The organism is Tianweitania populi, from assembly GCF_014652875.1.
Taxonomy (GTDB): Bacteria; Pseudomonadota; Alphaproteobacteria; order Rhizobiales; family Rhizobiaceae; genus Tianweitania; species Tianweitania populi.
Window position 1 is genome coordinate 240,471 of record NZ_BMZQ01000002.1, and the last position, 21,113, is coordinate 261,583.

At 62.3% G+C, this 21,113-nt stretch carries 21 protein-coding genes and 1 other RNA gene; 10 read left to right on the top strand and 12 right to left on the bottom strand.

The annotated features are described in order from the left end of the window. Nucleotides 1-3 precede the first annotated feature (3 nt). From IE166_RS10475 to def, 3 genes are read right to left on the bottom strand one after another with little or no spacing between them, the layout of a single operon-like run. Complete coding sequence (locus IE166_RS10475; protein WP_407701822.1) at nucleotides 4-612, bottom strand: GNAT family N-acetyltransferase; 609 nt, start codon at nucleotides 610-612, stop codon at nucleotides 4-6. Further along, nucleotides 501-1,436 carry a methionyl-tRNA formyltransferase gene (gene fmt, locus IE166_RS10480; protein WP_189503614.1) on the bottom strand — a complete coding sequence of 312 codons (936 nt, stop codon included), beginning with the start codon at nucleotides 1,434-1,436 and terminating at the stop codon, nucleotides 501-503. Before fmt ends, IE166_RS10475 begins: the two co-directional genes overlap by 112 nt. Then, nucleotides 1,436-1,966 carry a peptide deformylase gene (def, locus tag IE166_RS10485; RefSeq protein ID WP_189503616.1) on the bottom strand — a complete coding sequence of 177 codons (531 nt, stop codon included), beginning with the start codon at nucleotides 1,964-1,966 and terminating at the stop codon, nucleotides 1,436-1,438. The genes fmt and def overlap by 1 nt, the downstream gene beginning before the upstream one ends. Before the next feature lie 101 nt (nucleotides 1,967-2,067). On the opposite strand from def, the gene IE166_RS10490 reads away from it, so the two are divergent. Further along, on the top strand, nucleotides 2,068-3,303 hold the full coding sequence (locus tag IE166_RS10490; protein ID WP_189503617.1) for a DNA recombination protein RmuC: 1,236 nt from the start codon (nucleotides 2,068-2,070) through the stop codon (nucleotides 3,301-3,303). Nucleotides 3,304-3,462: 159 nt separating this feature from the next. On the opposite strand, the gene IE166_RS10495 is transcribed toward IE166_RS10490, so the two are convergent. Continuing rightward, on the bottom strand, nucleotides 3,463-3,867 hold the full coding sequence (locus tag IE166_RS10495) for a DUF6481 family protein (protein WP_189503618.1): 405 nt from the start codon (nucleotides 3,865-3,867) through the stop codon (nucleotides 3,463-3,465). 203 nt (nucleotides 3,868-4,070) lie between these two features. Between IE166_RS10495 and IE166_RS10500 the strand changes: the two genes are divergently transcribed. Next, nucleotides 4,071-5,105: an LLM class flavin-dependent oxidoreductase gene (locus IE166_RS10500; protein ID WP_189503619.1), complete on the top strand. Its 1,035-nt coding sequence runs from the start codon at nucleotides 4,071-4,073 to the stop codon at nucleotides 5,103-5,105. 76 nt (nucleotides 5,106-5,181) lie between these two features. Then, nucleotides 5,182-5,514 (top strand): hypothetical protein, encoded by a 333-nt coding sequence (locus IE166_RS10505; RefSeq protein WP_189503620.1) that lies wholly within the window; start codon nucleotides 5,182-5,184, stop codon nucleotides 5,512-5,514. A 17-nt stretch (nucleotides 5,515-5,531) separates the two neighbouring features. Here IE166_RS10505 and IE166_RS10510 read toward each other — a convergent pair whose 3' ends face one another. After that, a complete protein-coding gene (locus IE166_RS10510) occupies nucleotides 5,532-6,002 on the bottom strand; it encodes a Kazal-type serine protease inhibitor family protein (protein ID WP_189503621.1) in 471 nt (156 codons plus the stop codon). Nucleotides 6,003-6,139: 137 nt separating this feature from the next. Here IE166_RS10510 and IE166_RS10515 point away from each other — a divergent pair, with 137 nt between their 5' ends. Both IE166_RS10515 and IE166_RS10520 read left to right on the top strand, forming a co-directional pair. Next, nucleotides 6,140-7,144: an LLM class flavin-dependent oxidoreductase gene (locus IE166_RS10515; protein ID WP_189505830.1), complete on the top strand. Its 1,005-nt coding sequence runs from the start codon at nucleotides 6,140-6,142 to the stop codon at nucleotides 7,142-7,144. A gap of 108 nt (nucleotides 7,145-7,252) precedes the next feature. Then, nucleotides 7,253-8,458, top strand: coding sequence for an AI-2E family transporter (locus IE166_RS10520; RefSeq protein WP_189503622.1), 1,206 nt, complete (start codon nucleotides 7,253-7,255; stop codon nucleotides 8,456-8,458). Here IE166_RS10520 and IE166_RS10525 read toward each other — a convergent pair. From IE166_RS10525 to ffs, 5 genes are all read right to left on the bottom strand, one after another. Continuing rightward, complete coding sequence (locus IE166_RS10525; RefSeq protein ID WP_385965992.1) at nucleotides 8,442-9,674, bottom strand: lytic murein transglycosylase; 1,233 nt, start codon at nucleotides 9,672-9,674, stop codon at nucleotides 8,442-8,444. The two genes, IE166_RS10520 and IE166_RS10525, sit on opposite strands and share 17 nt — an antisense overlap. Nucleotides 9,675-9,692: 18 nt before the next feature. After that, nucleotides 9,693-10,298, bottom strand: a complete 606-nt coding sequence (gene recR / locus IE166_RS10530; protein WP_189503627.1) for a recombination mediator RecR — start codon at nucleotides 10,296-10,298, stop codon at nucleotides 9,693-9,695. A gap of 66 nt (nucleotides 10,299-10,364) precedes the next feature. After that, nucleotides 10,365-10,688, bottom strand: a complete 324-nt coding sequence (locus IE166_RS10535) for a YbaB/EbfC family nucleoid-associated protein (RefSeq protein WP_189503629.1) — start codon at nucleotides 10,686-10,688, stop codon at nucleotides 10,365-10,367. Nucleotides 10,689-10,715: 27 nt separating this feature from the next. Further along, nucleotides 10,716-12,542 carry a DNA polymerase III subunit gamma/tau gene (locus IE166_RS10540; protein WP_189503631.1) on the bottom strand — a complete coding sequence of 609 codons (1,827 nt, stop codon included), beginning with the start codon at nucleotides 12,540-12,542 and terminating at the stop codon, nucleotides 10,716-10,718. 136 nt (nucleotides 12,543-12,678) lie between these two features. Then, nucleotides 12,679-12,772, bottom strand: an RNA gene (gene ffs, locus IE166_RS10545) — signal recognition particle sRNA small type. A 182-nt stretch (nucleotides 12,773-12,954) separates the two neighbouring features. Between ffs and IE166_RS10550 the strand changes: the two genes are divergently transcribed. Further along, on the top strand, nucleotides 12,955-13,377 hold the full coding sequence (locus IE166_RS10550) for an HIT domain-containing protein (protein ID WP_189503633.1): 423 nt from the start codon (nucleotides 12,955-12,957) through the stop codon (nucleotides 13,375-13,377). Between the two features lie 16 nt (nucleotides 13,378-13,393). Then, a complete protein-coding gene (gene nudC, locus IE166_RS10555) occupies nucleotides 13,394-14,335 on the top strand; it encodes an NAD(+) diphosphatase (RefSeq protein WP_189503635.1) in 942 nt (313 codons plus the stop codon). Between the two features lie 14 nt (nucleotides 14,336-14,349). On the opposite strand, the gene IE166_RS10560 is transcribed toward nudC, so the two are convergent. Together IE166_RS10560 and IE166_RS10565 are read right to left on the bottom strand one after the other, a co-directional pair. Beyond that, a complete protein-coding gene (locus IE166_RS10560; protein ID WP_189503637.1) occupies nucleotides 14,350-15,213 on the bottom strand; it encodes a prephenate dehydratase in 864 nt (287 codons plus the stop codon). Between the two features lie 5 nt (nucleotides 15,214-15,218). Continuing rightward, on the bottom strand, nucleotides 15,219-15,950 hold the full coding sequence (locus IE166_RS10565; protein ID WP_189503639.1) for a 3-deoxy-manno-octulosonate cytidylyltransferase: 732 nt from the start codon (nucleotides 15,948-15,950) through the stop codon (nucleotides 15,219-15,221). A gap of 195 nt (nucleotides 15,951-16,145) precedes the next feature. Here IE166_RS10565 and IE166_RS20865 point away from each other — a divergent pair, with 195 nt between their 5' ends. The 3 genes from IE166_RS20865 (at nucleotide 16,146) to IE166_RS10580 (ending at nucleotide 21,077) form a co-directional block, all read left to right on the top strand. Then, entirely contained in the window at nucleotides 16,146-17,141 is a 996-nt protein-coding gene (locus IE166_RS20865) for a c-type cytochrome (protein ID WP_189503641.1), read from the top strand. A gap of 172 nt (nucleotides 17,142-17,313) precedes the next feature. Then, nucleotides 17,314-19,200 (top strand): extracellular solute-binding protein, encoded by a 1,887-nt coding sequence (locus IE166_RS10575; protein ID WP_385965985.1) that lies wholly within the window; start codon nucleotides 17,314-17,316, stop codon nucleotides 19,198-19,200. Further along, the gene (locus tag IE166_RS10580) at nucleotides 19,197-21,077 is read left to right on the top strand and encodes an extracellular solute-binding protein (RefSeq protein ID WP_189503645.1); all 1,881 of its coding nucleotides are present in this window, start codon (nucleotides 19,197-19,199) and stop codon (nucleotides 21,075-21,077) included. Before IE166_RS10575 ends, IE166_RS10580 begins: the two co-directional genes overlap by 4 nt. The last annotated feature ends 36 nt before the right edge of the window (nucleotides 21,078-21,113 follow it).

The window sequence follows — 21,113 nt, forward strand, 5'->3', positions numbered from 1 at the left end:
TCGTCAGAGCCGGTCGAAGGCCGGGGCATAGTGCAGCTGCCCATGCTCTGGCGCGTCGCCCCATGCGACAGCCTGCATATAGGGTCCTTGCCAGGGCGAACTGAACCCTTCGGCGCGTTCAACCTCATAGCCGAAGCGGCTGTAAAATTCGGGCTCGCCCAAAACAACCGAAAGCCGCTCACCCGCTTCGATCAATTGGCGGTGCGCCGTTTCGATCAGGCTTGTCGCCACGCCAGCCCTTCGCGCATCTGCTGCTGTCGCAACCGGTGCCAACGCCACAGCCGGAAAGCTCGCACCTGGTCCTTCAATCATCAGGCGCGAGAAAACCACGACGCCGATCAGACGATCAGCGTCAAAGGCGCCGAGTTCAAGCACCACATGGCCGTCGGCGCGAAGCTCGTTCGTCAACCGCGCTTCGCCAGGGCCATCGAAGGCCTCCTCCAGAAGCATCTTAACAGCCGGATGGTCGCTTGGGCCGATTGATCGAATCGCAAAGACTATCATATGAGCCGCTCCAGGGGCTGGTGGAGCCCTGCCAGGAACGCCTCGCCGCTCACCGCACGGCTGCCGGCACGCTGAACCTCGATCAAACGCAAGCAACCGTCCGCGCATCCGATACAAAGCCCATCGCCCGGCACAACGGAACCCGGAGCGCCAGCCCCCTCCGCCAGTCGAGACCGCAGCAGCTTCAACCGCTCCACCTTGCCGCCAAGCTCCACCTCGCACCAAGCGCCGGGGGACGGCGCCAGGCCGCGGATCGTGGCATCGATCTCGGTTGCCGGACGCGTCCAGTCGATCCGCGTCTCCGCCTTTGAAATCTTGGCGGCGTAAGTCGTGCCATCATCAGGCTGCGCGCGCATCGGCAACGTGCCGGCTTCAAGCTGTTTCAGCGCTTCCACCATCAAGGGCGCGCCGACCTGCATCAGCCGGTCGTGCAGATCGCCTGCGGTCATTTCAGGCGTGATCGGAACGCGCTCTTCCAGACAGATCGGACCGGTATCCAGCCCCTCGTCCATCTTCATGATCATCATGCCGGTTTGCGCGTCGCCGGCCATGATCGCGCGCTGGATCGGGGCAGCACCGCGCCAGCGCGGCAGGAGCGAGGCATGGCCGTTGAAGCAACCGAGCCGCGTACCCTCAAGGATCGCCTTTGGCAGGAGCAGGCCGTAAGCCACCACCACCGCGACATCGGCCTTCAGCGCGGCAAAAGCCGCCTGTTCTTCCGGTTTCTTCAAGGAAACAGGGCTGCGGACCTCCAGCCCCAGCCGCTCGGCCGCGGCTTGCACAGGCGAAGCAACCAGTTCCAGCCCGCGACGGCCGGCTGGCCGTGGCGGCTGCGTGTAAACAGCCGCGATCTCGTGCCCGGCTGCTGCGATTGCCTCAAGCGTGGCCGCCGAAAACACCGGCGTGCCCATGAAGATGAGGCGCAGCGCCATCAGCCGACCATACGGGCCGGCGGACGATCCCTCGCGAGCTTCTTGAACTTGCGCACCACCATGTCGCGCTTGAGTTTCGAAATATGGTCGATGAACAAGGTGCCGTCGAGATGGTCGATCTCATGCTGCAAGCAGGTTGCTAGCAGACCGTCGGCATTGATCTCGTGCTTGTTGCCCTCGATATCCTGATAGGCGACGGTGATGGCGGCCGGGCGCTCGACGTCGGCGTAATAATCGGGGATCGAAAGACAGCCTTCCTCGTGGACGTTGATCTCGTCGGAGCGCGTCAGGATCTGCGGGTTGATGAAGATCTGCGGCGCGTTCGGCTCATCTTCCTTCGACAGGTCGATCACCAGCATGCGGATCGGCTCGGCAACCTGAATGGCGGCGAGACCGATGCCCGGCGCGTCATACATGGTTTCGAACATATCGTCGGAAAAGCGCTTCAAGGCGGCGTCGAAGCGTTCCACCGGCGTGGAAACCTGGCGCAGCAATGGGTCGGGAAGGATCACGAGAGGGCGGAGGGACATGGGCTTCACCTAATTGCTCGCAACAGCGCCGTCAACGATCCCCATGTCTATGTTCTTGTTTTGATCTTCTGCTGGTCAGCCGAATCGCATAGGCTTGTCTCATGAACCACGTTCCCGACCTGTCCACACCGCTGTTTCGCCTGGGCGCCAGCACCGTTTCACTGGGAATGGCGCTCGTCGCGGCCGCCCTTTTCGTGCTCGTGCTGGGCTTCCTGTTCATGCTCGCGCTGCGCCGCGCCACTCACGGCCAAGCCTCGTTGCAGGCGGAAGCGCTGGAACGCGCGCGGCAAAACGAGCAGCGCATGGCGGTTCTGTTGCAATCGCAATCGGAGATGCAGGGCCGCATGGGCGCGCTGGCGGAGGTGTTTTCCTCTCGCCAAGCCGAGCTCAACCGCGCCATTGGCGAGCGGCTCGATGGCATGACGCATCGGCTCGGCCATTCGCTGACGGAACAAACCCGCGCCACGCACGAAAACCTGACCCGCCTGCAAGAGCGGCTGGTGGCGATCGACACGGCGCAGAACAACATCCAGTCTCTGGCCGGTCAGGTCGTGCAGTTGCAGGCGATCCTGTCGAACAAGCAAACGCGCGGTGCGTTCGGACAAAGCCGGATGGAAGCGATCGTCGCCGACGGGCTGCCGCAAGGCGGCTACGAGTTCCAGGCAACGCTCTCCAACGGAAACCGGCCGGATTGCCTGATCCGCATGCCCAACAATACCCCGTCGCTGGTGATCGACGCCAAGTTTCCGCTGGAAGCCTGGAACGCGATCCGTGCGGCCGAGGACGATGCCTCGAAGCGTTTGGCCGCCCAGGCCTTCCGACGCGATATCGAGCTTCACGTCCGTGCGATTGCGGAGAAGTACCTGATTTCAGGCGAAACACAGGACACGGCCTTCATGTTCGTGCCCTCGGAATCCATCTTTGCCGAGATCCACGAGCATTTCGAGGCGATCGTGCAAAAGGCGCATCGCCTGCGCGTGGTGATCGTGTCGCCCTCGCTGCTGATGCTGTCGATCCAGGTCGTGCAAGCCATCCTCAAGGATGCCCGCATGCGCGAACAGGCGCATCTCATCCAAGGCGAGGTGGTCAGGCTGATGGAGGATGTCGGCCGTCTCGACGACCGCGTGCGCAAGCTGCAAACGCATTTCGGCCAGACAGGCAAGGACATCGATGACATCCTCGTGTCCACCAAGAAGCTCACCAGCCGCGGCGCGAAGATCGAGGCGCTGGAACTGGGCAGTGAAGCGGTGGGCGAAGAGGCGGTGAAGCGGCCAGGACCGACCATCCATGATCAACGCTCCGGCCAGTTGCGCCTGCGCGTCGTGGACGAAGACTAGAGCAATTCCAGCAAGAGTGCGGAGCGGTTTTGCGTCCGGAAATTGCGTCTAAAACTAAAGAGCTAGAGCAGTTTCGGCGATCTTCTTTCGCCGGAACTGCTCTAGATACAAAAAAGGCGGCCCATCAGGACCGCCTTTTTCTCGTGGTGTGTGAACCGCTCAGCGGCCGACGCGCGCCTTGCGGGCCGCATATTTCGCATCGCGCTTGGCCTTGCGCTCGGCTTCATCGGCCAGCAGACGGGCGATCTGGCCCTTCTCGGCTTCGGCCTTTTCGAGGGCCTCGCGCTGGGCTTCTTCTTCAGCCAGACGCTGAGCTTCGGCTTCCGCCGCTTCGCGCGCAACGCGCTCGGCTTCTTCGCGCTCTTCGCGCTCCTGCTTCAGCCGGGCTTTTTCTTCCTCGCGCTTGGCGCGCGCTTCAACAATAGCCTGACGCTCGGCCTTGCGAGCGAGTACTGCCGGATCGTCCTCAGCGGGCTTAGCCTTGAAGCGCGCAAGCATTGCCTGCTTCGCCTCGTTGGCAGCCTTTTGACGATCCGCGAAATCCTGTTCCTTAAAGCGAGCCAATGCCGCCGCCTCTCCATACAATCTATCTTGGGGATGGGTGTGTAATGAGGATTTGTGCCGACAGTTTCAAGACCTAAGTCGCGACTTTTGGGCCACACTGCGCTTCTGTCTTAACGTAACGCGCAAGAAACACTGTTCACCGACGCCATCTGGCCCATGAAACGTCGGCATCATAGATCAGGCGAAACACGAGGAGATGCGCGATGCAGCTTGGTCTCTATACATTCGCCGATGTCGATCCCGCCCGCGCCACAACAGGCGAAGCGCCGGCCGAGCGCCTGAAGAACCTGATCGAGGAGATCGAGCTGGCCGATCAGGTCGGGCTCGACGTGTTCGGGCTGGGCGAGCACCATCGTCCCGACTACGCGGCCTCCGCGCCGGCCGTGATCCTCGCTGCCGCTGCCACGCGCACCAAGCAGATCCGGCTATCAAGCGCAGTCACCGTTTTGTCCTCGGACGATCCGGTGCGCGTGTTTCAGCAATTTGCGACGCTCGATCTTCTGTCTGGTGGCCGCGCCGAGATCATGGCCGGGCGCGGTTCCTTTATCGAGTCCTTCCCACTGTTCGGCTACCAGCTGGAAGATTACGACGAGCTCTATGCCGAGAAGCTAGATCTGCTGATCACCTTGCGCGATCAGGTCGAGGTGACCTGGGAAGGCAAGATGCGGCCCTCCATTCACGGGCGCGGCGTTTATCCCCGTCCCCTGCAGGAAAAGCTGCCGATCTGGATCGCTGTGGGAGGCACGCCGCAATCGGTAGCCCGCGCAGGCCATCTCGGCTTGCCGCTGGCGCTTGCCATCATCGGCGGCGAGCCGCATCGCTTCGCACCACTGTTCGCCCTGTATCGGCAAGCGGCGGAACGAGCCGGCCACGATGCCGCGACCCTGCCCACCAGCATCAACGTGCATGGCTATGTCGCCGAGACCAGCCAGGCTGCCGGCGACGAGTGGTATGGTCCGCAAGCCGAAGTCATGAACCGCATCGGCCGCGAACGCGGCTGGGGTCCGACCAACCGCGCGCATTTCGAATCAGCGCGTTCGCCGCGCGGTGCGGCCTTCGTCGGCAGTCCGGCCGAAGTGGTCGACAAGATCCTCGCCAACCACGCTTTGTTCAAATTCGACCGCTTCCTTATCCAGATGGCGATCGGCCTCATGCCGCATCATCAGATCATGAAGGCGATCGAACTGTTCGGCACCAAGGTCGCGCCGGAAGTCCGCAAGGCTGTCGCGGCCGCTTGAGCCGAGGGGCGCAGCTTCAAGCCGGCGATAGCGGGTGCTATCTGCTTTCGGACGACTATGTCCCGGAGCTTGTCGAATGCTGCGATCGCTGCTTGGTTTCGCTCTTCTCGCAGGCACCGCCGCCTTTACCTCAGCACAGGAGAATCCGGCGGTCAGCGCCTCGATCATGCAACAGATCACGGCCTGCTTCATGCCGCCGGCACTTTCCAACGCGCAGGCCATCATCTTTTTCGAGGTAGACGAACACGGCCAGCTCGTCGGCGCACCGCGCTTCGAAGAAAAGGGCCGCAGCGAGGCTGAACGCGCCTTCGCAGCTGCCGCCATCCGGGCCATCCTTCGCTGCGGACCCTATGATACCGGTGGCGAACGGGAGATCAGGGTCCGCTTCACCAGCGAACCCCAACACTGATCAGCCTTGCACTTTTATCAGCAAGGCCCGCGGTCGATGATGCGGAAGCCAGCATTATCCGCTTCACAGGCATTGCCGAAGGTCCGCTCACGGTCGCCGCGTCGGGCACAGACAGGCCGGTATTCCCGCGTGCAGAAGCGATCCGATTGCGGCGGGCGCGAGGGTCCCGGCCCGTAACCCAGCCCGAAACCTGGTCGCGGTCCGCTTTGCGGTCCACGCCGGCACTCGCCGCCATAGGCGATGCGATAGCCTGCTGCATCCGCTTCGCAGGCGTTGGGGAAGGTGCGGCGGTCGTCGCGGTTTTCGCCGCAGACAGGTGCGAATTCGCGCGTGCAGATCCGGTCCGAGCGCGGCGGCGGTCCCGGCCGCACCGGCACGGTATGCGCTTCATAAACGACGGCACCAGCCGTGCAGCTTGCCGCGAATGCGGTCAGCCCAAGCACGACGATCCTTGCGAAACGTCCGACTGGCTTTCGGTTCAACGCCATCCCCTATCCTTCCAAAAACCGGCTGCAGACTGTGCAGCCCTTGTGCGACCTACTGTGCCGGAAGGGCGATGCCAAGGCAATGCGACGCCGCGCTCGAGCGTCTTGGTAGCGTCAAGCAGCATTCCTATATCCACGCCATGACCCTGCTCTCCGTTCTCGATCTTTCGCCCGTGCCGTCCGGCAGCAATGCCGCCCAGTCATTGAAAAACTCGCTCGATCTCGCCCGCCATACCGAGGCGCTCGGCTACAACCGATATTGGCTGGCCGAGCACCACAACATGCCGGGCATCGCCAGTGCGGCAACGGCGGTGGTGATCGGCCATATTGCCGGCGGCACCTCGACGATCCGCGTTGGCGCTGGCGGCATCATGCTGCCCAACCATTCGCCGCTGGTGATCGCCGAGCAGTTCGGCACGCTGGCCGCTCTTTATGGCAACCGCATCGATCTCGGCCTTGGACGCGCGCCGGGCACGGACATGCTGACCGCCCGTGCGCTCCGCCGCAACCTCGAAAACGGCGTCGACAGCTTTCCGAACGATGTTGTCGAGCTGATGAGCTATTTCGAGCCCGTGCAGGAAGGCCAGCGCGTGCAGGCCGTGCCGGGCGCCGGGCTCGACGTGCCGGTGTGGATCCTCGGCTCCAGCCTTTACGGCGCGCAGCTCGCCGCCATGCTCGGCCGTCCTTATGCATTCGCGTCGCATTTCGCCCCTGCGGAGCTGGACAATGCAATTGCCATCTACCGCTCGCGCTTCCAGCCGTCCGAAAGCTTCCCCAAGCCGCATCTGATGCTTGGCGTAAATGTGGTTGTGGCCGACACAGACGAGGAAGCGAAATATCTGTTCAGCTCGCAGCAGCAGAGCTTCGTCAACCTGCGCTCTGGCCGTCCCGGCCTGTTGCCGCCCCCGGTGCGCGACTACGAAGACCAGCTCGACATGAACGGCCGCATGGTGCTCGATCATGCCCTGTCGGCCGCTCTCGTCGGTTCGCCGGAAACGGTGAAGCGCGGGCTGGAAGCCTTTATCCAGAAGACCGGTGCGGACGAGTTGATGGTCACCGCAATGATCCACGATCATCAGGCGCGTAAGCGGTCCTTTACCCTGTTGTCGGAACTCTACCAGGCGCTTCCAGCCGGAGCCGCCTGAGGGCGGTCGTCATGGCCAATCGCTGCGGAACTTGGAAGGGCACTTTGCGTTAGGTGCCGAACCCGGCACTCGCATTCCGCGACAAGCAGCGGGCGCCGGGGAAATTCCATGAGCACTACGCCAGCCGCGGTCCCATCTGAGGAGGCCTCGATCGTCGAAACCGCATCGAGCGATCTCGCCAAGCTGCGGCGGATGGTGCTGGGTCTGTTTTTGATAGCGGCTTGTTGTGCGTTGTATTTCGCCCGTGACTTCTTCATGCCTGTGGTGCTGGCATTTCTAATCGCTTTGACGCTGACGCCGATCGTGCGCTTCCTGCGCAAGCGCGGAGTGCCGTCCGCTCTTTCCGCCACCCTGCTGGTGATAGCCTTCGCGACCCTGTTCGGTCTGCTCGCCTACATGGTCAGCGGTCCCGCGATCACGCTGGTCAACGATGCGCCCTCGATCGGCCGCACGCTCGCCGAACGACTGCGCCATGTTCAGCGGCCGCTCGACCGCGTCAACGACATCATGCACCAGTTCGACATGATGACCGGCCAAGTCAGCGATCCCAATGTTGCGGAAGTCACGCTGGCTCAGCCGGGCGTCATCAGCCGGGCCGCCGGCTCCGTTTTATCGGGCGCGACATCGATTGGTATCACACTGGTGCTGGCGCTGTTCCTGCTCGCATCCGGCACGATGTTTTATGAAAAGATCGTGCAGTCGTTTGGGCGTATGTCCGACAAGAAGCGTGCGTTACGCGTGGTCTATGATGTCGAGCGCGAAATCTCGCGCTACCTGCTGACCATCGCCTTGATCAATGCGGGCCTTGGCGTGGCGATCGGCACCGGTCTCTGGATCATCGGCGTGCCGAATGCGGTGGTCTGGGGAGTCATGGCCGCCCTCTTGAACTTCCTGCCTTATATTGGCGCCCTGACCACGATGGTCGTGGTTGCGGTGATCTCGATCGTCAGCTTTGACTCGCTGGGCTTCGCGCTTCTGGCACCAGCCTATGTGCTGCTTTGCAACATCATCGAAGGCCAGTTCCTGACCCCGTTGATCGTCGGTCGCCGGCTGGAGCTGAATGCGGTCGCAATCTTCATCGCGGTGGCGTTCTGGTCGTGGCTGTGGGGTCTGGTCGGCGCGCTGATCGCGGTGCCTTTGCTCGTGGTCATCAAGGTGTTCTGCGACAACTTTGAGAACCTGCAGTCCATGGGCAACTTCCTTGCCGCCCAGCAGACGATGGACCCTGCGGAAACGGCACCCGAACCCGCCGTTTCCAGCGCGCCCCATGCCGGTCCGGCCGTTCTGGACGTGGTGACTAGCGCACAGCCTTGATCAGGCTGGCGCTCGGGAAGCAGGTGGGCGTCAGGCCGTTCTTGGCCTGCCATTCGCCGATGGAGCGCCGGGTTTTATAGCCCGGGAGACCATCCGAGCCGCCTACATCATAGCCCTTCTTTTCGAGGCTGCGCTGCATGGCGGCGACGTCTGAGCGGTAGAGTTTATCCACGCTCCCCCAACTACCTTTGAAGGCGCTGCCTCCCGATGTGATCCGATCCGCGGCGTTGCCAACGAACAGCGCGTAGAGGTCGCTCGTGTTGTAGTCCTTCAGCACGTAGAAGTTCGGCGTTACGATGAAAGCCGGCCCGTCTGTGCCCGCTGGCAGCAGCAAAAAGCCTGTTTTTGCGGTCTCACCTGCCGGAAATGCGCTGCCATTTACCCGTTTTACGCCGAGTTTCGCCCATTCTGCGCCGGTTTTTCCGCGATCTGGCCCCTCCAAAGAGCAGGAAAGCGAGGGCGGCAAGGTGACCTCGAAACCCCAGTCGCGACCCTTCTGCCAGCCATGATGAACGAGGTAATTGGCGATCGATCCAAGCGTATCCGGAACCGAATTCCAGATGTCGCGACGACCATCGCCATCCATGTCGACGGCATGCTCGATCAGGGATGACGGCAGGAACTGCGGCTGGCCCAAAGCGCCCGCCCAAGAGGATTTCATGTCCGACTTGGTCGCCCAGCCTTTTTGGAGGACCTGGAGTGCGGCCAGCGTTTCCTTCCGGAACAAGTCTTTGCGGGTAGAGAGGAAGGCCTTGGTGCTTAGGACTTCGATCGCATCATAGGGGATCTTGGCGCGGCCGAAGCCGGACTCACGGCCCCAGATCGCCAGCACGATGCCGGAAGGCACGCCGAAGCGCTGTTCCACCGCGCGCAGGGTGCGTGCCTGTTCGCTCAGCCGAGCACGGCCGCCGGTTTGCACCGAACCGATTGTTTTCTCGGCAAAATAAGCACCTGGCGCGCCGAATTCCGCTTGATGCTGGTCCTTGGGCATCTCAGTCTTTTGACCGGGCAGAACGAGATCCGGCAGCTTCAGGTTCGGCGTTACGCCCTTGAAAGCAGCGTCGAAAGTCGCACGCGATACGCCGGCTGCCTTGGCGTCCGGCCACAAGCTTTGGTCGAGCCATGTGCGGAACTGCGCATCTACGGATTGCGCATGGGCAGCGCTGGAAAAACTCAGCAGGATCAGGGCGATGAATGTGGGAACAAGCTTCTTCATCGTCATCTTCCTAGCCGTCTAGAATGCAGTGCGCGAGCGCAGCGCCGCTGTCAGCGTGCCTTCGTCGAGGTAGTCCAACTCGCCGCCCACCGGTACGCCATGCGCGAGGCGGGTGATCTTCACGTTCATGTCAGCCAGCTGGTCGGTGACGTAATGCGCGGTGGTCTGCCCTTCGACCGTGGCGTTCACGGCGATGATGACCTCCGTGACCCCGCCTTCCGCCACGCGCGAAACCAGGCCGCGGATATTGAGATCGTCTGGCCCCACACCATCCAGCGGCGAGAGCGTTCCGCCCAGCACGTGGAACTGCGCGTTCATGGCGCCGGCGCGTTCCAGCGCCCAGAGATCGGAAACATCTTCAACCAGAATGATCGTCGCGGCATCGCGACGCGGGTCGCTGCAGATCATGCAGGGATCCACCGTATCGATATTGCCGCAGCGTGAGCAAACCCGAACCTTTTCCAGAGCATCACCCATTGCGACCGTCAGCGGTCCGAGCAGCTGCTCCTTCTTCTTGATGAGGTGCAAAGCCGCGCGCCGGGCCGAGCGGGGGCCGAGCCCAGGTACTTTTGCCAGCAGCTGGATCAGCTTCTCGATCTCGGGTCCGACGATGCGTTTGGACATAGGTTTGTCACCAACAGGCAAGGGGCCGGCAAAAGCCAGCCCCGAAGACGTTCAAGCGTTCTTTGCTTAGAAAGGCAGCTTCATGCCGGGGGGCAGAGGCAGGCCGGAGGTCATCTCGCGGGTTTTTTCCTGCGTAATGGCCTCGACCTTGGCGCGCGCATCGTTATGCGCGGCGAGGATCAGGTCTTCCAGGATCTCGGCCTCGTCTTCCTTGATGAGCGACGGGTCGATCTTGAGCGCCTTCATCTCGGACTTGCCGGACAGCGTGACCGAAACGAGGCCGCCGCCGGACTGGCCGGTGGCTTCGATATTGGCCATCTCTTCCTGCATAGACTGGAACTTGGCCTGCATTTCCTTGGCCTTGCTCATCAGGCCCATGAGATCCTTCATGCGGACATCCTTGTTCTAGAGCTTGTTTTAGAGTTCATCGGGATCGTCGACGCCCGGATCGATACCTGGATCAATCATGGGATTGTCCATGTCGGGTTCGACATCGTTTGCGGCTTCCGGAATGCGGATGTCGATGATCTTGGAGCGCGGGAAAGCAGCGAGGATGGCAGCGACCGTCGGATCGGCCTCGGCCTCCATCCTGGCGCTTTCGCGCTTCTGCGTTTCGATCTCGGCCAGCGTCTGGCCGCCTTCTTCACGCGAAACCGTGACCAGCCAGCGCATGCCTGTCCATTTGGACAGGCGGTTCTGGATGTCGGTCAGAAGCGTACGCGGCGCGTCTTCGGTGAGGTTGATCTCGAGCTTGCCGGGCTCGATGCGAACCAGCCGAACACAGGCTTTGACGCCGATCTTGAACGGCATGTCGCGCGCGGCATCGGCCAGCGCCACGATGTCGGCGAGCGAGGCGACCTTGACGGTCGGTTCGGGTTCGGGCTGAACAGCCGGCTGCATCGCCAGGACGGGTGCCGCCTCGGTTTGCACCAACCGCATCGTTTGCGCGCCGCCGCCCGCAGGCATCACGCGCGCCGTTGCCACGGCCGAAGCTGCGCCGCCACCATTGCCGCCACCGGAAGGAAGCGACGGACGGACGCCGTTGCCGGACGGCCGCGTTTCCGACGGTAGGGGCCCGTTGCCCTTCAGCACGTCATCCAGCGTCGGCAGCTCCGCGGCATGCGCCAGACGGATCAGCACCATTTCGGCAGCACTCACAGGCCGCGCCGCAGTTTGCACCTCGGTGATGCCTTTCAACAGCATCTGCCAGGCGCGCGACAGAACACGAACCGACAGCGTCTGCGCCAGCGCCGAACCGCGCGTGCGCTCGGCTTCCGACAGCGAGGCGTCTTCGGCGGCTTCCGGCACATAACGAAGACGGGTCACGAGATGGGTGAATTCGGCGAGGTCGGTGAGCACCGTCGCAGGATCGGCGCCGGTGTCATATTGCACGCGCAACTCACCGAGAGCTGCCGCGACATCGCCCTGCATGACATGCTCGAACAGGTCGATGACACGCGTGCGGTCGGCCAGGCCCAGCATGGCGCGCACGGCATCCGCCGTGACCGTGCCGGAACCATGGGCGATGGCCTGATCGAAGATCGACAGGGAATCGCGCACCGAGCCTTCGGCCGCACGCGCGATCATCGCCAGCGCTTCCGGCTCGACGGTGATCGTTTCCTTCTCGGCAATGGAGCCGAGATGGCCCGTGAGCAATGCTGCATCGACGCGGCGCAAGTCGAAGCGCTGCGTGCGCGACAGGACCGTGATCGGCACCTTGCGGATTTCGGTGGTCGCGAAGATGAATTTCACATGCTGCGGCGGTTCTTCCAGCGTCTTCAACAGGCCGTTGAAGGCCTGCGTCGACAGCATGTGAACTTCGTCGATGATGTAGACTTTGTAGCGCGCGGAAACCGGCGCATAGCGCACCTGCTCGATGATCTCGCGGATATCGTCGATGCCTGTGTGCGAGGCTGCGTCCATCTCGATCACGTCGACATGGCGGCCTTCCATGATGGCCTGGCAGTGTTCGCCGAGGGTTTCGAGCGCAACGGAGGGACGGTCGATCTCGGGCGTCTTGTAGTTCAGCGCGCGGGCGAGAATGCGGGCGGTGGTGGTTTTGCCGACACCGCGCACGCCCGTCAGCATCCAGGCCTGGGCGACGCGGCCGGTGTCGAAGGCGTTGGTGAGGGTGCGCACCATCGGCTCCTGGCCGATCAGCGTGGTGAAATCGGCCGGGCGGTACTTGCGGGCAAGAACGCGGTATCCCGCGGCGCTCGACGACCCTTGTCCGGCTTCGCTCATGCGCTCGCGCTCTTCCTTTGCAACTGGCTTTTCGACTCAAGGCGCGCCGATTGTCCTGCGCCCGGTACGCCGCGTCAACGCGGGTGATGCTTCCCCGAACTTAACGGGGGCTTGCCCGACTTTAACGGACAAGACGGTGGGAGGCTGACGAAATGACCCGTTCCAGAATCGTTAGGGCTGCTTCCTTCCGGACCTGACCCGGTTGGCGAGTGGATCGTCCACCAGCCAACCTCCCGCGGCTCATATCGTCAATCGGCGCAGCATTTGCAAGCGGTGAGTGTCGATGGAGGCGTGGCAAATGTGTGATGCTGAAAATGAATCTTTACCCCGTGCACCACCATGGCTTGCGGGCTTTCGAAGGCGCGACTAGCCTCCTGCTTTCACGGTTTTCGCTGTTATACGGGGATTGTTCATGGACACGCCGCACCACACGGCCGGGTTTGCGCTCGATGCGTGTCTCGAAGCCGATAGCGAGCACGTGATGTGGCTGAGCCTGTGCGAGCTGCGGCTCATGAATGACAGCCGCTGGCCGTGGCTGATTCTCATTCCACAACGGCAGAAGATCACAGAAGTGCATGATCTCACGCCGCTCGACCAGACCATGCTGACCTTTGAAACCAACATGGTGGCGGAAGGGCTGAAGAAGCTGACCGCTTGCGAAAAGATCAACACCGGCGCGCTGGGCAACATCGTGCGCCAGCTGCATGTGCATGTCATCGCGCGCAACACCGGCGATCCCGCTTGGCCCGGCCCGGTTTGGGGCCACGGTCTACGCGAGCCTTATCGTCGCGAAGCGCTACATGAGTTCTCGGCACGGGTGCAGACCGCACTCTGATTAGGCCGGAGTTCCCATGTCCTTCTTTCTGTTCGACCGCCCCGAGCGCGAGCCCAGCGCCTTTGTCGGCTTTGCCGGCAATGTGCTCGACCGCCAATCCGAAACGCGTGACGATGATTGCGTCGCCCGCGCCTTGCAGGACGAAACCACGCGACTGATGCTGCTGTCGGGCGCAAGGTTGCTATTGCGCTTGGATGGCGAAATGTTCGCGCCGTTCTTCACAAGCCAGGAGGCGGAAGCGCTTGGCCAGCAACCGGCCGACGCGGTCCTGCTTGGGCGCGACGAGCAAGGCCCGCTGCTTGCGCTGGATACAGATCTTGATCCAGAGACCCTGCCCGCGTACATCAAGGCGATCGATCATCGCTCGATCTACTCTCAAGGGCTGCTCGGCGCGGCCGACCTTGGCGCGCTGGCCCAGGCCGCGTCGCTGATCACCTGGAATCGCACGCATCGTTTCTGCGGCCGCTGCGGCCATCAAACCGAGAGCCGCATCGGCGGCTACAAGCGTTCCTGCCCGAATTGCGGCGCCGAGCATTTTCCGCGCACCGATCCGGTGGCGATCATGCTGACGGTCAAGGACGACCGCTGTCTGCTCGGCCGCAGCCCGCATTTCGCGCCCGGCATGTTTTCCACGCTGGCCGGCTTCATCGAGCCGGGCGAAACGATCGAGAACGCGGTGCGGCGCGAAACGCTGGAAGAATCCGGCATCCGCATCGGGCGAGTCGCTTATCACGCGAGCCAGCCCTGGCCGTTTCCCTATTCGCTGATGATCGGCTGCTTTGGGGAGGCGTTGAGCGACGAGATCCAGGCGGATCTGACGGAACTCGAAGATTGCCGCTGGTTCAGCCGGACCGAGGTTCGCGCCATGATCGCCGGCACGCATACCGACGGTCTGCTCGTGCCGCCTGGAGGCGCGATCGCCAGCCACCTGATCCGCTTCTGGGCGGATCAGGACTGAGGGCTGCCGGCGTCTCAGTCCGACAGCTTCCACTCGTCGCGTGACTGGCTTGCGGGATAAACACCAAGGATGCGCACTTCGCGCGAGAAGAACTGCAGTTCCTCTAGGGCCAAAGTCACGTTGTGGTCGTCTGGATGGCCTTCGATGTCGGCATAGAACAAGGTCGCTGTGAACTCGCCGAGCTGATAGCTTTCCAGCTTGGTCATGTTCACGCCGTTGGTCGCAAAGCCGCCCATTGCCTTGTAAAGCGCGGCCGGCACGTTGCGGACGCGGAACATGAAGGTGGTCATCATGCGCTCGTCGGCAGCAAGGCGCGGCGCGCGCTTGTCTTCCTTGGACAGAACCACGAAGCGCGTGACGTTGGTGTCGGTGTCCTCGACATTTTCTTCTAGGATATCGAGACCATAGAGGCTGGCGGCAAGCCTCGGCGACAGGGCTGCCATGGTGCGGTCGGCGGTTTCCGACACGAGCTTGGCGGCACCCGCCGTATCGCCGGCAATCACCGGCTTCCAACCATTGGTGCGGATGTATTTGCGGCACTGGCCCAGCGCATGGATGTGGCTGTGGACGGTTCTGATCTCCTCACGCGCCACGCCGGGCAGCACCATCAGCTGGAAATGGATCGGCAGGAAATATTCGCCGACGATATGGAGACGCGACTCCGGCAGGAGGTGATGGATGTCAGCGACGCGGCCGGCGATCGTGTTTTCGATCGGGATCATTGCGAGATCAGCAGCACCAGATTCCACGGCGTTGAAGGCGTCCTCGAAGGTCGGGCACGGCAGCGGTTCCATGTCCGGGAACATGTCGCGGCAGGCGGTATCCGAATTGGCGCCGGGCTCGCCCTGGAACGAGATGCGGTTGGTTTTAAGCGTCATAACAATCAATTCCGGGACAGGAGTTCACGGGCGCGTTCGAGATCTTCGGCGGTATCGACGCCGAGCGGGACGGCATCGACGAGTGCCACATCAATACGCATGCCGTCTTCCAGAGCACGCAGTTGTTCGAGGCTTTCGCGGCGCTCGAGGGTGGAGGGTGACAAGGACACGAAGCGCTCGAGCGCGCGGCGTCGGTAAGCGTAAAGGCCGACATGGTGGTAGAGCGGCCCCTGCCCCCACGGCGCGGTGGCGCGGGTAAAATAGAGCGCGCGCAGGCGGTTCTTGGCCGTCGGTGAGCCGACGATCTTCACCACGTTCTTGTTGGTCTTTTCTTCCTCGCGGGTGATGTCCACGCCCAGCGTGCCGATGTCGACGAGCGGATCATCCAAAAGATCAACGGCGGCGCGGATGATCGCCGGTTCCACCGTCGGCAGATCGCCCTGGACGTTGACGATGGTGTCGACCGTGCCTGTGGGGTCGAGCAGGGTCAGCGCTTCATGGATGCGATCCGAACCGGATTCGTGGCCGACCCGCGTCATCACCGCTTCGAAGCCATGCGCCACCACGGCATCGAAGGTTTCCTGCGCATCAACGGCTACAACCACGCGACCGAGATGAGCGGCGGTGGCTTGTTCGGCCACGCGCACGATCATCGGCTTGCCGGCAATATCGGAAATCGGCTTGCCAGGCAGGCGGGTGGAGGCCAGGCGGGCGGGGATCAGAACGAGCGTCGACATGGGCTGCGCAGTCCAGTTCAAAAGGGCCAGAAAGTGTCAAATCGCCACATGGGGCGGGGTCCTTATAGGTGTTGCAACACTTCCGCAAAAGACCTAGTTTCCCGCCGATTTTACTGGTTTTGCGGCCAGTATGGGGATTCGGCGCGGGCAACAAAATGCGCCGACCGGGAGATCGAGGCAGGGAGCGGTATCCGCATGGATTCTTTCGAAATGAACAAGATCATCGGCGCTTTGCTGGGGACCGTGTTCATCATGTTCTCGATCAGCATTGTGTCCGAAGCCCTGTTCGCGGCACCGACGCCGGAAACGCCTGGTTTTGCCATCGCGGCTGCCGAACCGGAAGCCGGCGGCAAGACAGACGATGCGGCTCCAGCAGAAGCACCGATCGCCGTGCGCATGCAGAGTGCCGATGCGGCTGCCGGTGAAGCGCTGTTCAAGCGTTGCGCCACCTGCCACACCGATGATTCCGGCGGCGCCAACAAGATCGGCCCGAACCTCTGGAACATCGTGAACCGCCCGATCGCGTCTCACGAAGGCTTCAGCTATTCGGCGGGCATGAAGGAATTCGCTGCGGCGGAGAAGACCTGGGATTACGACCACATCGACCACTTCATCGCAGCGCCGAAAGCTGTCGTGAAGGGCACGGCCATGAGCTTTGCTGGTTTGAAAAGCCCGACCGACCGCGCCAACTTGATCGCTTATCTGCGCACTACTGCCGATTCCGAAGCCCCGCTTCCGGAAGCGCCGGCTGCGGGTGCCGCTGCAGAAGCTCCGGCAGAGTCTGGCGCGAACGCCAAGGGCGCATCGCCGGAAGCGCCGGCTGCCAACACCGGTCAGGCCGCCAATCCGGCAGCCGTGGAAGACAGCGGTTCGTCAGGCGTCACCGGCGCTCCGCTGCCGCAGACCCCTGCCGTTGAAACGCCCGATGGCGATGCGCCGACAGCTAACCCGTCTTCGGGTGGCGTGCCGCAGCATGGCGAAGGCGCTGCTCCGCAGACCGAGGGTGCTGCTCCGCAGGGCCAGGCCGCTCCGGCCGCCAACCAACCGGCTCCTGCTGCTCCAGCTGCGCCTGCTGCTCCTGCCGAAGGTGGCGCCGCTGCGCCTCAGGGCAATGCTGCACCGGCTGAAGGAGGTGCTGCGCCTGCTGAAGGTGGCACCGCTCCGGCAGCACCGGCAACGACGACGCCCTGATCGCGATCAAGCGCGGCAGGCTTCCATGCGCCGCGTCACGCGATTGTCATACACCATCCATGAAAAAGCCGGGTTCGCCCCGGCTTTTTCTGTTTCGGCTCAGGCTTCCGCCGTGCCACCTTGTTTTGCCGGTTTGCTTCTCGCTAAATCCGCATCTGTTTCTGATCCTGAGGTGACGATGTCCCATCGCTTGCGCAGCAGCCTTGTTCGAACTGCCGGAGCCGCGGCCTTGATCTGGCTGGCCGCCGCCCAGCCGATGGCTGCGCAGGAGTGGCGCACATCTTCGTCGCTGATCGAGAGCGAGAAGACCGACACGCCGTTCGAGCGCTATTCCTATGTCAATCCGGATGCGCCGAAGGGCGGCACGCTGAACTCCGTGGTTGCTGGCACTTTTGACAGCTTCAACCCGTTTATCGTTCGTGGCACGGCCGTTGCGGGTCTTTCCGATTTTGGCGGCATCCTGTGGGAAACACTGTTCCAGCAATCGCTTGAACAGCCAGGAACCAGCCAACCCCTGCTCGCAGATGCGATGAAGCATCCCGACGATTTTTCTTCTGCGACCTATCGGCTGAACCCGAAAGCCCGTTGGCACGACGGCAAGCCCGTCACATCAGAGGATGTGGTGTGGTCGTTCAACGTGCTGAAGACAAACAGCCCGCTCTACAATCGCTATTACGCCAATGTCACGGAAGCCGTAGCGCTCAACGATCGCGAGATCGAGTTCCGTTTCGACCAAAAGGGCAATCGCGAACTGCCGCATATCTTAGGCGATCTCGCCGTGCTGCCGAAGCATTGGTGGGAAGGCACGGATGCGCAGGGTCGCAAGCGCGACATCACCCAGCCGACGCTTGAAGCCCCGCTTGGCTCAGGTCCCTACAAGATTGGACCGTTCCGACCAGGCGCGGAAATTACCTGGACGCGTGTCGAGGATTATTGGGGCGCCGATGTCGGCGTGAATGTCGGGCGTAACAATTTCGACCGGCGCAAGTATGTCTACATCCAGGACGACAACGCCGCCTGGCTTGCCTTCACCAAGGGTGGCATGCAGGATATTCGCATGGAAAACAGCTCGCGGCGCTGGTCGACCGAGTATAATTTTCCGGCGGTCGAAGCTGGCGACGTCGTGAAGGCGGAGTATCCATCTACTGCCCGCATCAACATGCAGGGTTTCGCTCTCAACCTGCGCCGGCCTCAGTTCCAGAACCGTGATGTCAGGCACGCCTTGACGCTCGCCTATGATTTCGAAACGCAGAACCGTCAGGCATTTTTTGGTTTGAACACCAGAACGTCCAGCTTCTTCCCGGGTGGCGGACTCGCGTCCGGCGGCGTGCCGGAAGGTCGTGAGTTGGCAATTCTGGAACCATATCGGGATCAACTGCCGCCTGAACTCTTCACCGAGCCGTTCAAGCTCCCGGTGTTCGACACGCCGCAATCCGAACGCACGCATTTGCGCGAAGCAGTTCAGCTCATGCGCAAGGCCGGTTGGGAGATTAAAGGTGGTAAGCTTCTGAACGCCCAGGGCGAGCAGATGAAGATCGAGTTCCTTGGCAGCGGTCCAACCGACGAGATCATCGCGGGTCCCTTCCTCCAAAATCTTCGAAAGATCGGCATCGATGCTTCGCTTCGCGTGGTTGACGCAAGCCAGTATGTGAACCGGACCCGCGCTTTCGAGTTCGACATGATTACGGAAGTGCTGGCTCAGACTGAATCACCAGGTAACGAGCAGCGCGATTTTTGGAGCAGTCAGGCCGCTGATACGCCAGGCTCGCGCAACACGATGGGTATCAAGAACCCGGTCATCGATGCCCTGATCGATAAGGTCATCTTCTCAACAGATCGCGACGACCTGACGGCAGCCACCAAGGCGCTCGATCGCGTTCTCTTGTGGAACTATTATGTCGTGCCCCAATATCACCGACCCAATATGTGGGTCGCCTATTGGAACAAGTTCGGCATCCCGGAAAAGCAGTCTGAGTATATGGGCGTGGATGCGGATTCCTGGTGGATCGATCCGGCCAAGGAACAGGCTCTTGCGGCCAAATACCGGAGCGTGAATTGAGGTTTGGTCCTCCCCTTCCGCGGCGCTCGTTCCTCGCACTGGCCGGCGCCGCTGCTCTGTCGCCCGTTATCGGTCGTGTTGCCTTTGCGGCGACACCGACCGATACGCCGCTGCATGGATTGTCGGCTTTTGGCGATCTGAAGTATCCGCCGGAAGCCACTCAGCTTGATTATGCGTCGCCGGAAGCGCCGAGCGGGGGCACGTTCAACTTCACGCCCTCTTCCTGGTACTTCAACCAGAACACGCAGACCTTCAACACGCTGAACAGCTTCATTCTGCGCGGCGACGCGCCGCCGCGCATGGAGCTTTGCTTCGATTCCCTCATGGGATCGGCGCTGGATGAGCCGGACACCCTGTATGGCCTCGTTGCCGAGACCGTTTCGATCGCGGCTGACCGCAACAGCTGGGTGTTCAAGCTACGGCCGCAAGCCCGCTTCCATGATGGCGCGCCGATCACGCCCGAGGATGTGGCTGCGAGCTACATGCTGCTCAAGGATCAGGGGCATCCCGACCTGGCCTTGCCGCTGGTCGATCTGCGTGCGGCGGAAGTTCTCTCGTCCGATACGGTGCGGCTGGTGTTTGACGGCAACCAGTCGCCGCGGGCGATCCTGGCCGTTGCCACTTTCCCAATTCTGTCGCGCGCCAATATCGAGGATCGCAACGGCTTCGACGGCGATCCAATGACCGCGCTTCTTGGATCGGGTCCCTACAAGGTCGGCCTCGTGCAGGCCGGTCAGACGATCGAGTATGAGCGCGTGCCCGATTATTGGGGCCGCGATCTGCTGTTGAACAAGGGGCTGCATCACTTCGACCGCATCCGCATCGAGTTCTACCGCGAACGGCAGGCAGAGTTCGAGGCGTTCAAGAAGGGCGAGATCCTGTTCCGCGAGGAATATACGAGCCGCGTTTGGGCGACCGGCTATGATTTTCCGGCGATCAACCAAGGCCGCGTCGTGAAGCGGGAGTTCCCGGCGGAAAAGCGGCCATCGATGCAGGCCTGGGCAGTGAACCAGCGCCGCAATCGCTTCAAGGATGCGCGGGTCCGTGAGGCCATTGGGCTCTGCTTCGACTTCGAGTGGACCAACCGCAACCTGTTTTACGATGGCTACAACCGCTCCGACTCCCTGTTCGAACGCTCGGAGTTCAGCGCGGATGGTCCTCCGCAGGGCGATGAACTGGCGCTGCTGGAACTGCTGCGCAGCCAGCTTCCGCCGACCGTGTTCGGCGAACCGATCATGCAGCCGCGCTCAAACGGCTCGGGTCGCGACCGCGCATTGTTGTCGCGCGCGCAGAGCCTGCTGGGGGATGCCGGGTTCGAGCGGCGGGACGGCTTCTTTCATGCCCGCGAAGGCGAGCGCCTGACACTGGAGATGCTGGTCAACGATGACGGCCTGGCGCGGCGCGATGCGCCCTTTGTCGAGAACATGCGCGCGATCGGCATCGATGCATCCGTGCGGCTGGTCGATCCCGCGCAATATCAGGCGCGGCAGGCGAGCTTCGATTTTGACATGATCAGTGTTGCGGCCAGCTTCACGGCCACGCCGACGCGCGACGAAATGGAAAGTTTCTTCCATTCGAAGACCGCAAACCGGGAAGGATCGCGTAATCTGCCGGGGATCGCCGATCCGGCCGTGGACGCTTTAGTGGACGCCGTAGGGCGTGCGGAAACCCGCGAGATGCTGGTCGTGGCCATGCGGGCGCTCGACAGGGTCTTGCGCGCGCGGCGCGATTGGATTCCACAGTATTACCTGGCGAATCATCGGGCGAGCTTCTGGGACATGTTCGGCTTCAAGGAGCCGAAGCCCGACTACGGCTTCCCCGTGGAACGCTTGTGGTGGGTCGACGCGGCAAAGGCCAAGGCGATCGGCAAGGCGTGACAGGATAGGTGTTGAAGCACACTCCAGTTGATTTCG

Bases quoted from the DNA above. Each gene is read 5' to 3' on its own strand.
- IE166_RS10505 (WP_189503620.1), top strand. From the start codon at position 5,182: ATGCTGCGATCGCTGCTTGGTTTCGCTCTTCTCGCAGGCACCGCCGCC.
- IE166_RS10475 (WP_407701822.1), bottom strand. From the start codon at position 612: ATGCGCGGACGGTTGCTTGCGTTTGATCGAGGTTCAGCGTGCCGGCAG.
- IE166_RS20865 (WP_189503641.1), top strand. From the start codon at position 16,146: ATGGATTCTTTCGAAATGAACAAGATCATCGGCGCTTTGCTGGGGACC.
- IE166_RS10560 (WP_189503637.1), bottom strand. From the start codon at position 15,213: ATGACGCTTAAAACCAACCGCATCTCGTTCCAGGGCGAGCCCGGCGCC.
- IE166_RS10500 (WP_189503619.1), top strand. From the start codon at position 4,071: ATGCAGCTTGGTCTCTATACATTCGCCGATGTCGATCCCGCCCGCGCC.
- IE166_RS10490 (WP_189503617.1), top strand. From the start codon at position 2,068: ATGAACCACGTTCCCGACCTGTCCACACCGCTGTTTCGCCTGGGCGCC.
- IE166_RS10520 (WP_189503622.1), top strand. From the start codon at position 7,253: ATGAGCACTACGCCAGCCGCGGTCCCATCTGAGGAGGCCTCGATCGTC.
- IE166_RS10515 (WP_189505830.1), top strand. From the start codon at position 6,140: ATGACCCTGCTCTCCGTTCTCGATCTTTCGCCCGTGCCGTCCGGCAGC.
- def (WP_189503616.1), bottom strand. From the start codon at position 1,966: ATGTCCCTCCGCCCTCTCGTGATCCTTCCCGACCCATTGCTGCGCCAG.
- IE166_RS10565 (WP_189503639.1), bottom strand. From the start codon at position 15,950: ATGTCGACGCTCGTTCTGATCCCCGCCCGCCTGGCCTCCACCCGCCTG.
- IE166_RS10540 (WP_189503631.1), bottom strand. From the start codon at position 12,542: ATGAGCGAAGCCGGACAAGGGTCGTCGAGCGCCGCGGGATACCGCGTT.
- recR (WP_189503627.1), bottom strand. From the start codon at position 10,298: ATGTCCAAACGCATCGTCGGACCCGAGATCGAGAAGCTGATCCAGCTG.
- IE166_RS10510 (WP_189503621.1), bottom strand. From the start codon at position 6,002: ATGGCGTTGAACCGAAAGCCAGTCGGACGTTTCGCAAGGATCGTCGTG.
- nudC (WP_189503635.1), top strand. From the start codon at position 13,394: ATGTCCTTCTTTCTGTTCGACCGCCCCGAGCGCGAGCCCAGCGCCTTT.
- IE166_RS10550 (WP_189503633.1), top strand. From the start codon at position 12,955: ATGGACACGCCGCACCACACGGCCGGGTTTGCGCTCGATGCGTGTCTC.
- IE166_RS10535 (WP_189503629.1), bottom strand. From the start codon at position 10,688: ATGAAGGATCTCATGGGCCTGATGAGCAAGGCCAAGGAAATGCAGGCC.
- fmt (WP_189503614.1), bottom strand. From the start codon at position 1,436: ATGGCGCTGCGCCTCATCTTCATGGGCACGCCGGTGTTTTCGGCGGCC.
- IE166_RS10525 (WP_385965992.1), bottom strand. From the start codon at position 9,674: ATGAAGAAGCTTGTTCCCACATTCATCGCCCTGATCCTGCTGAGTTTT.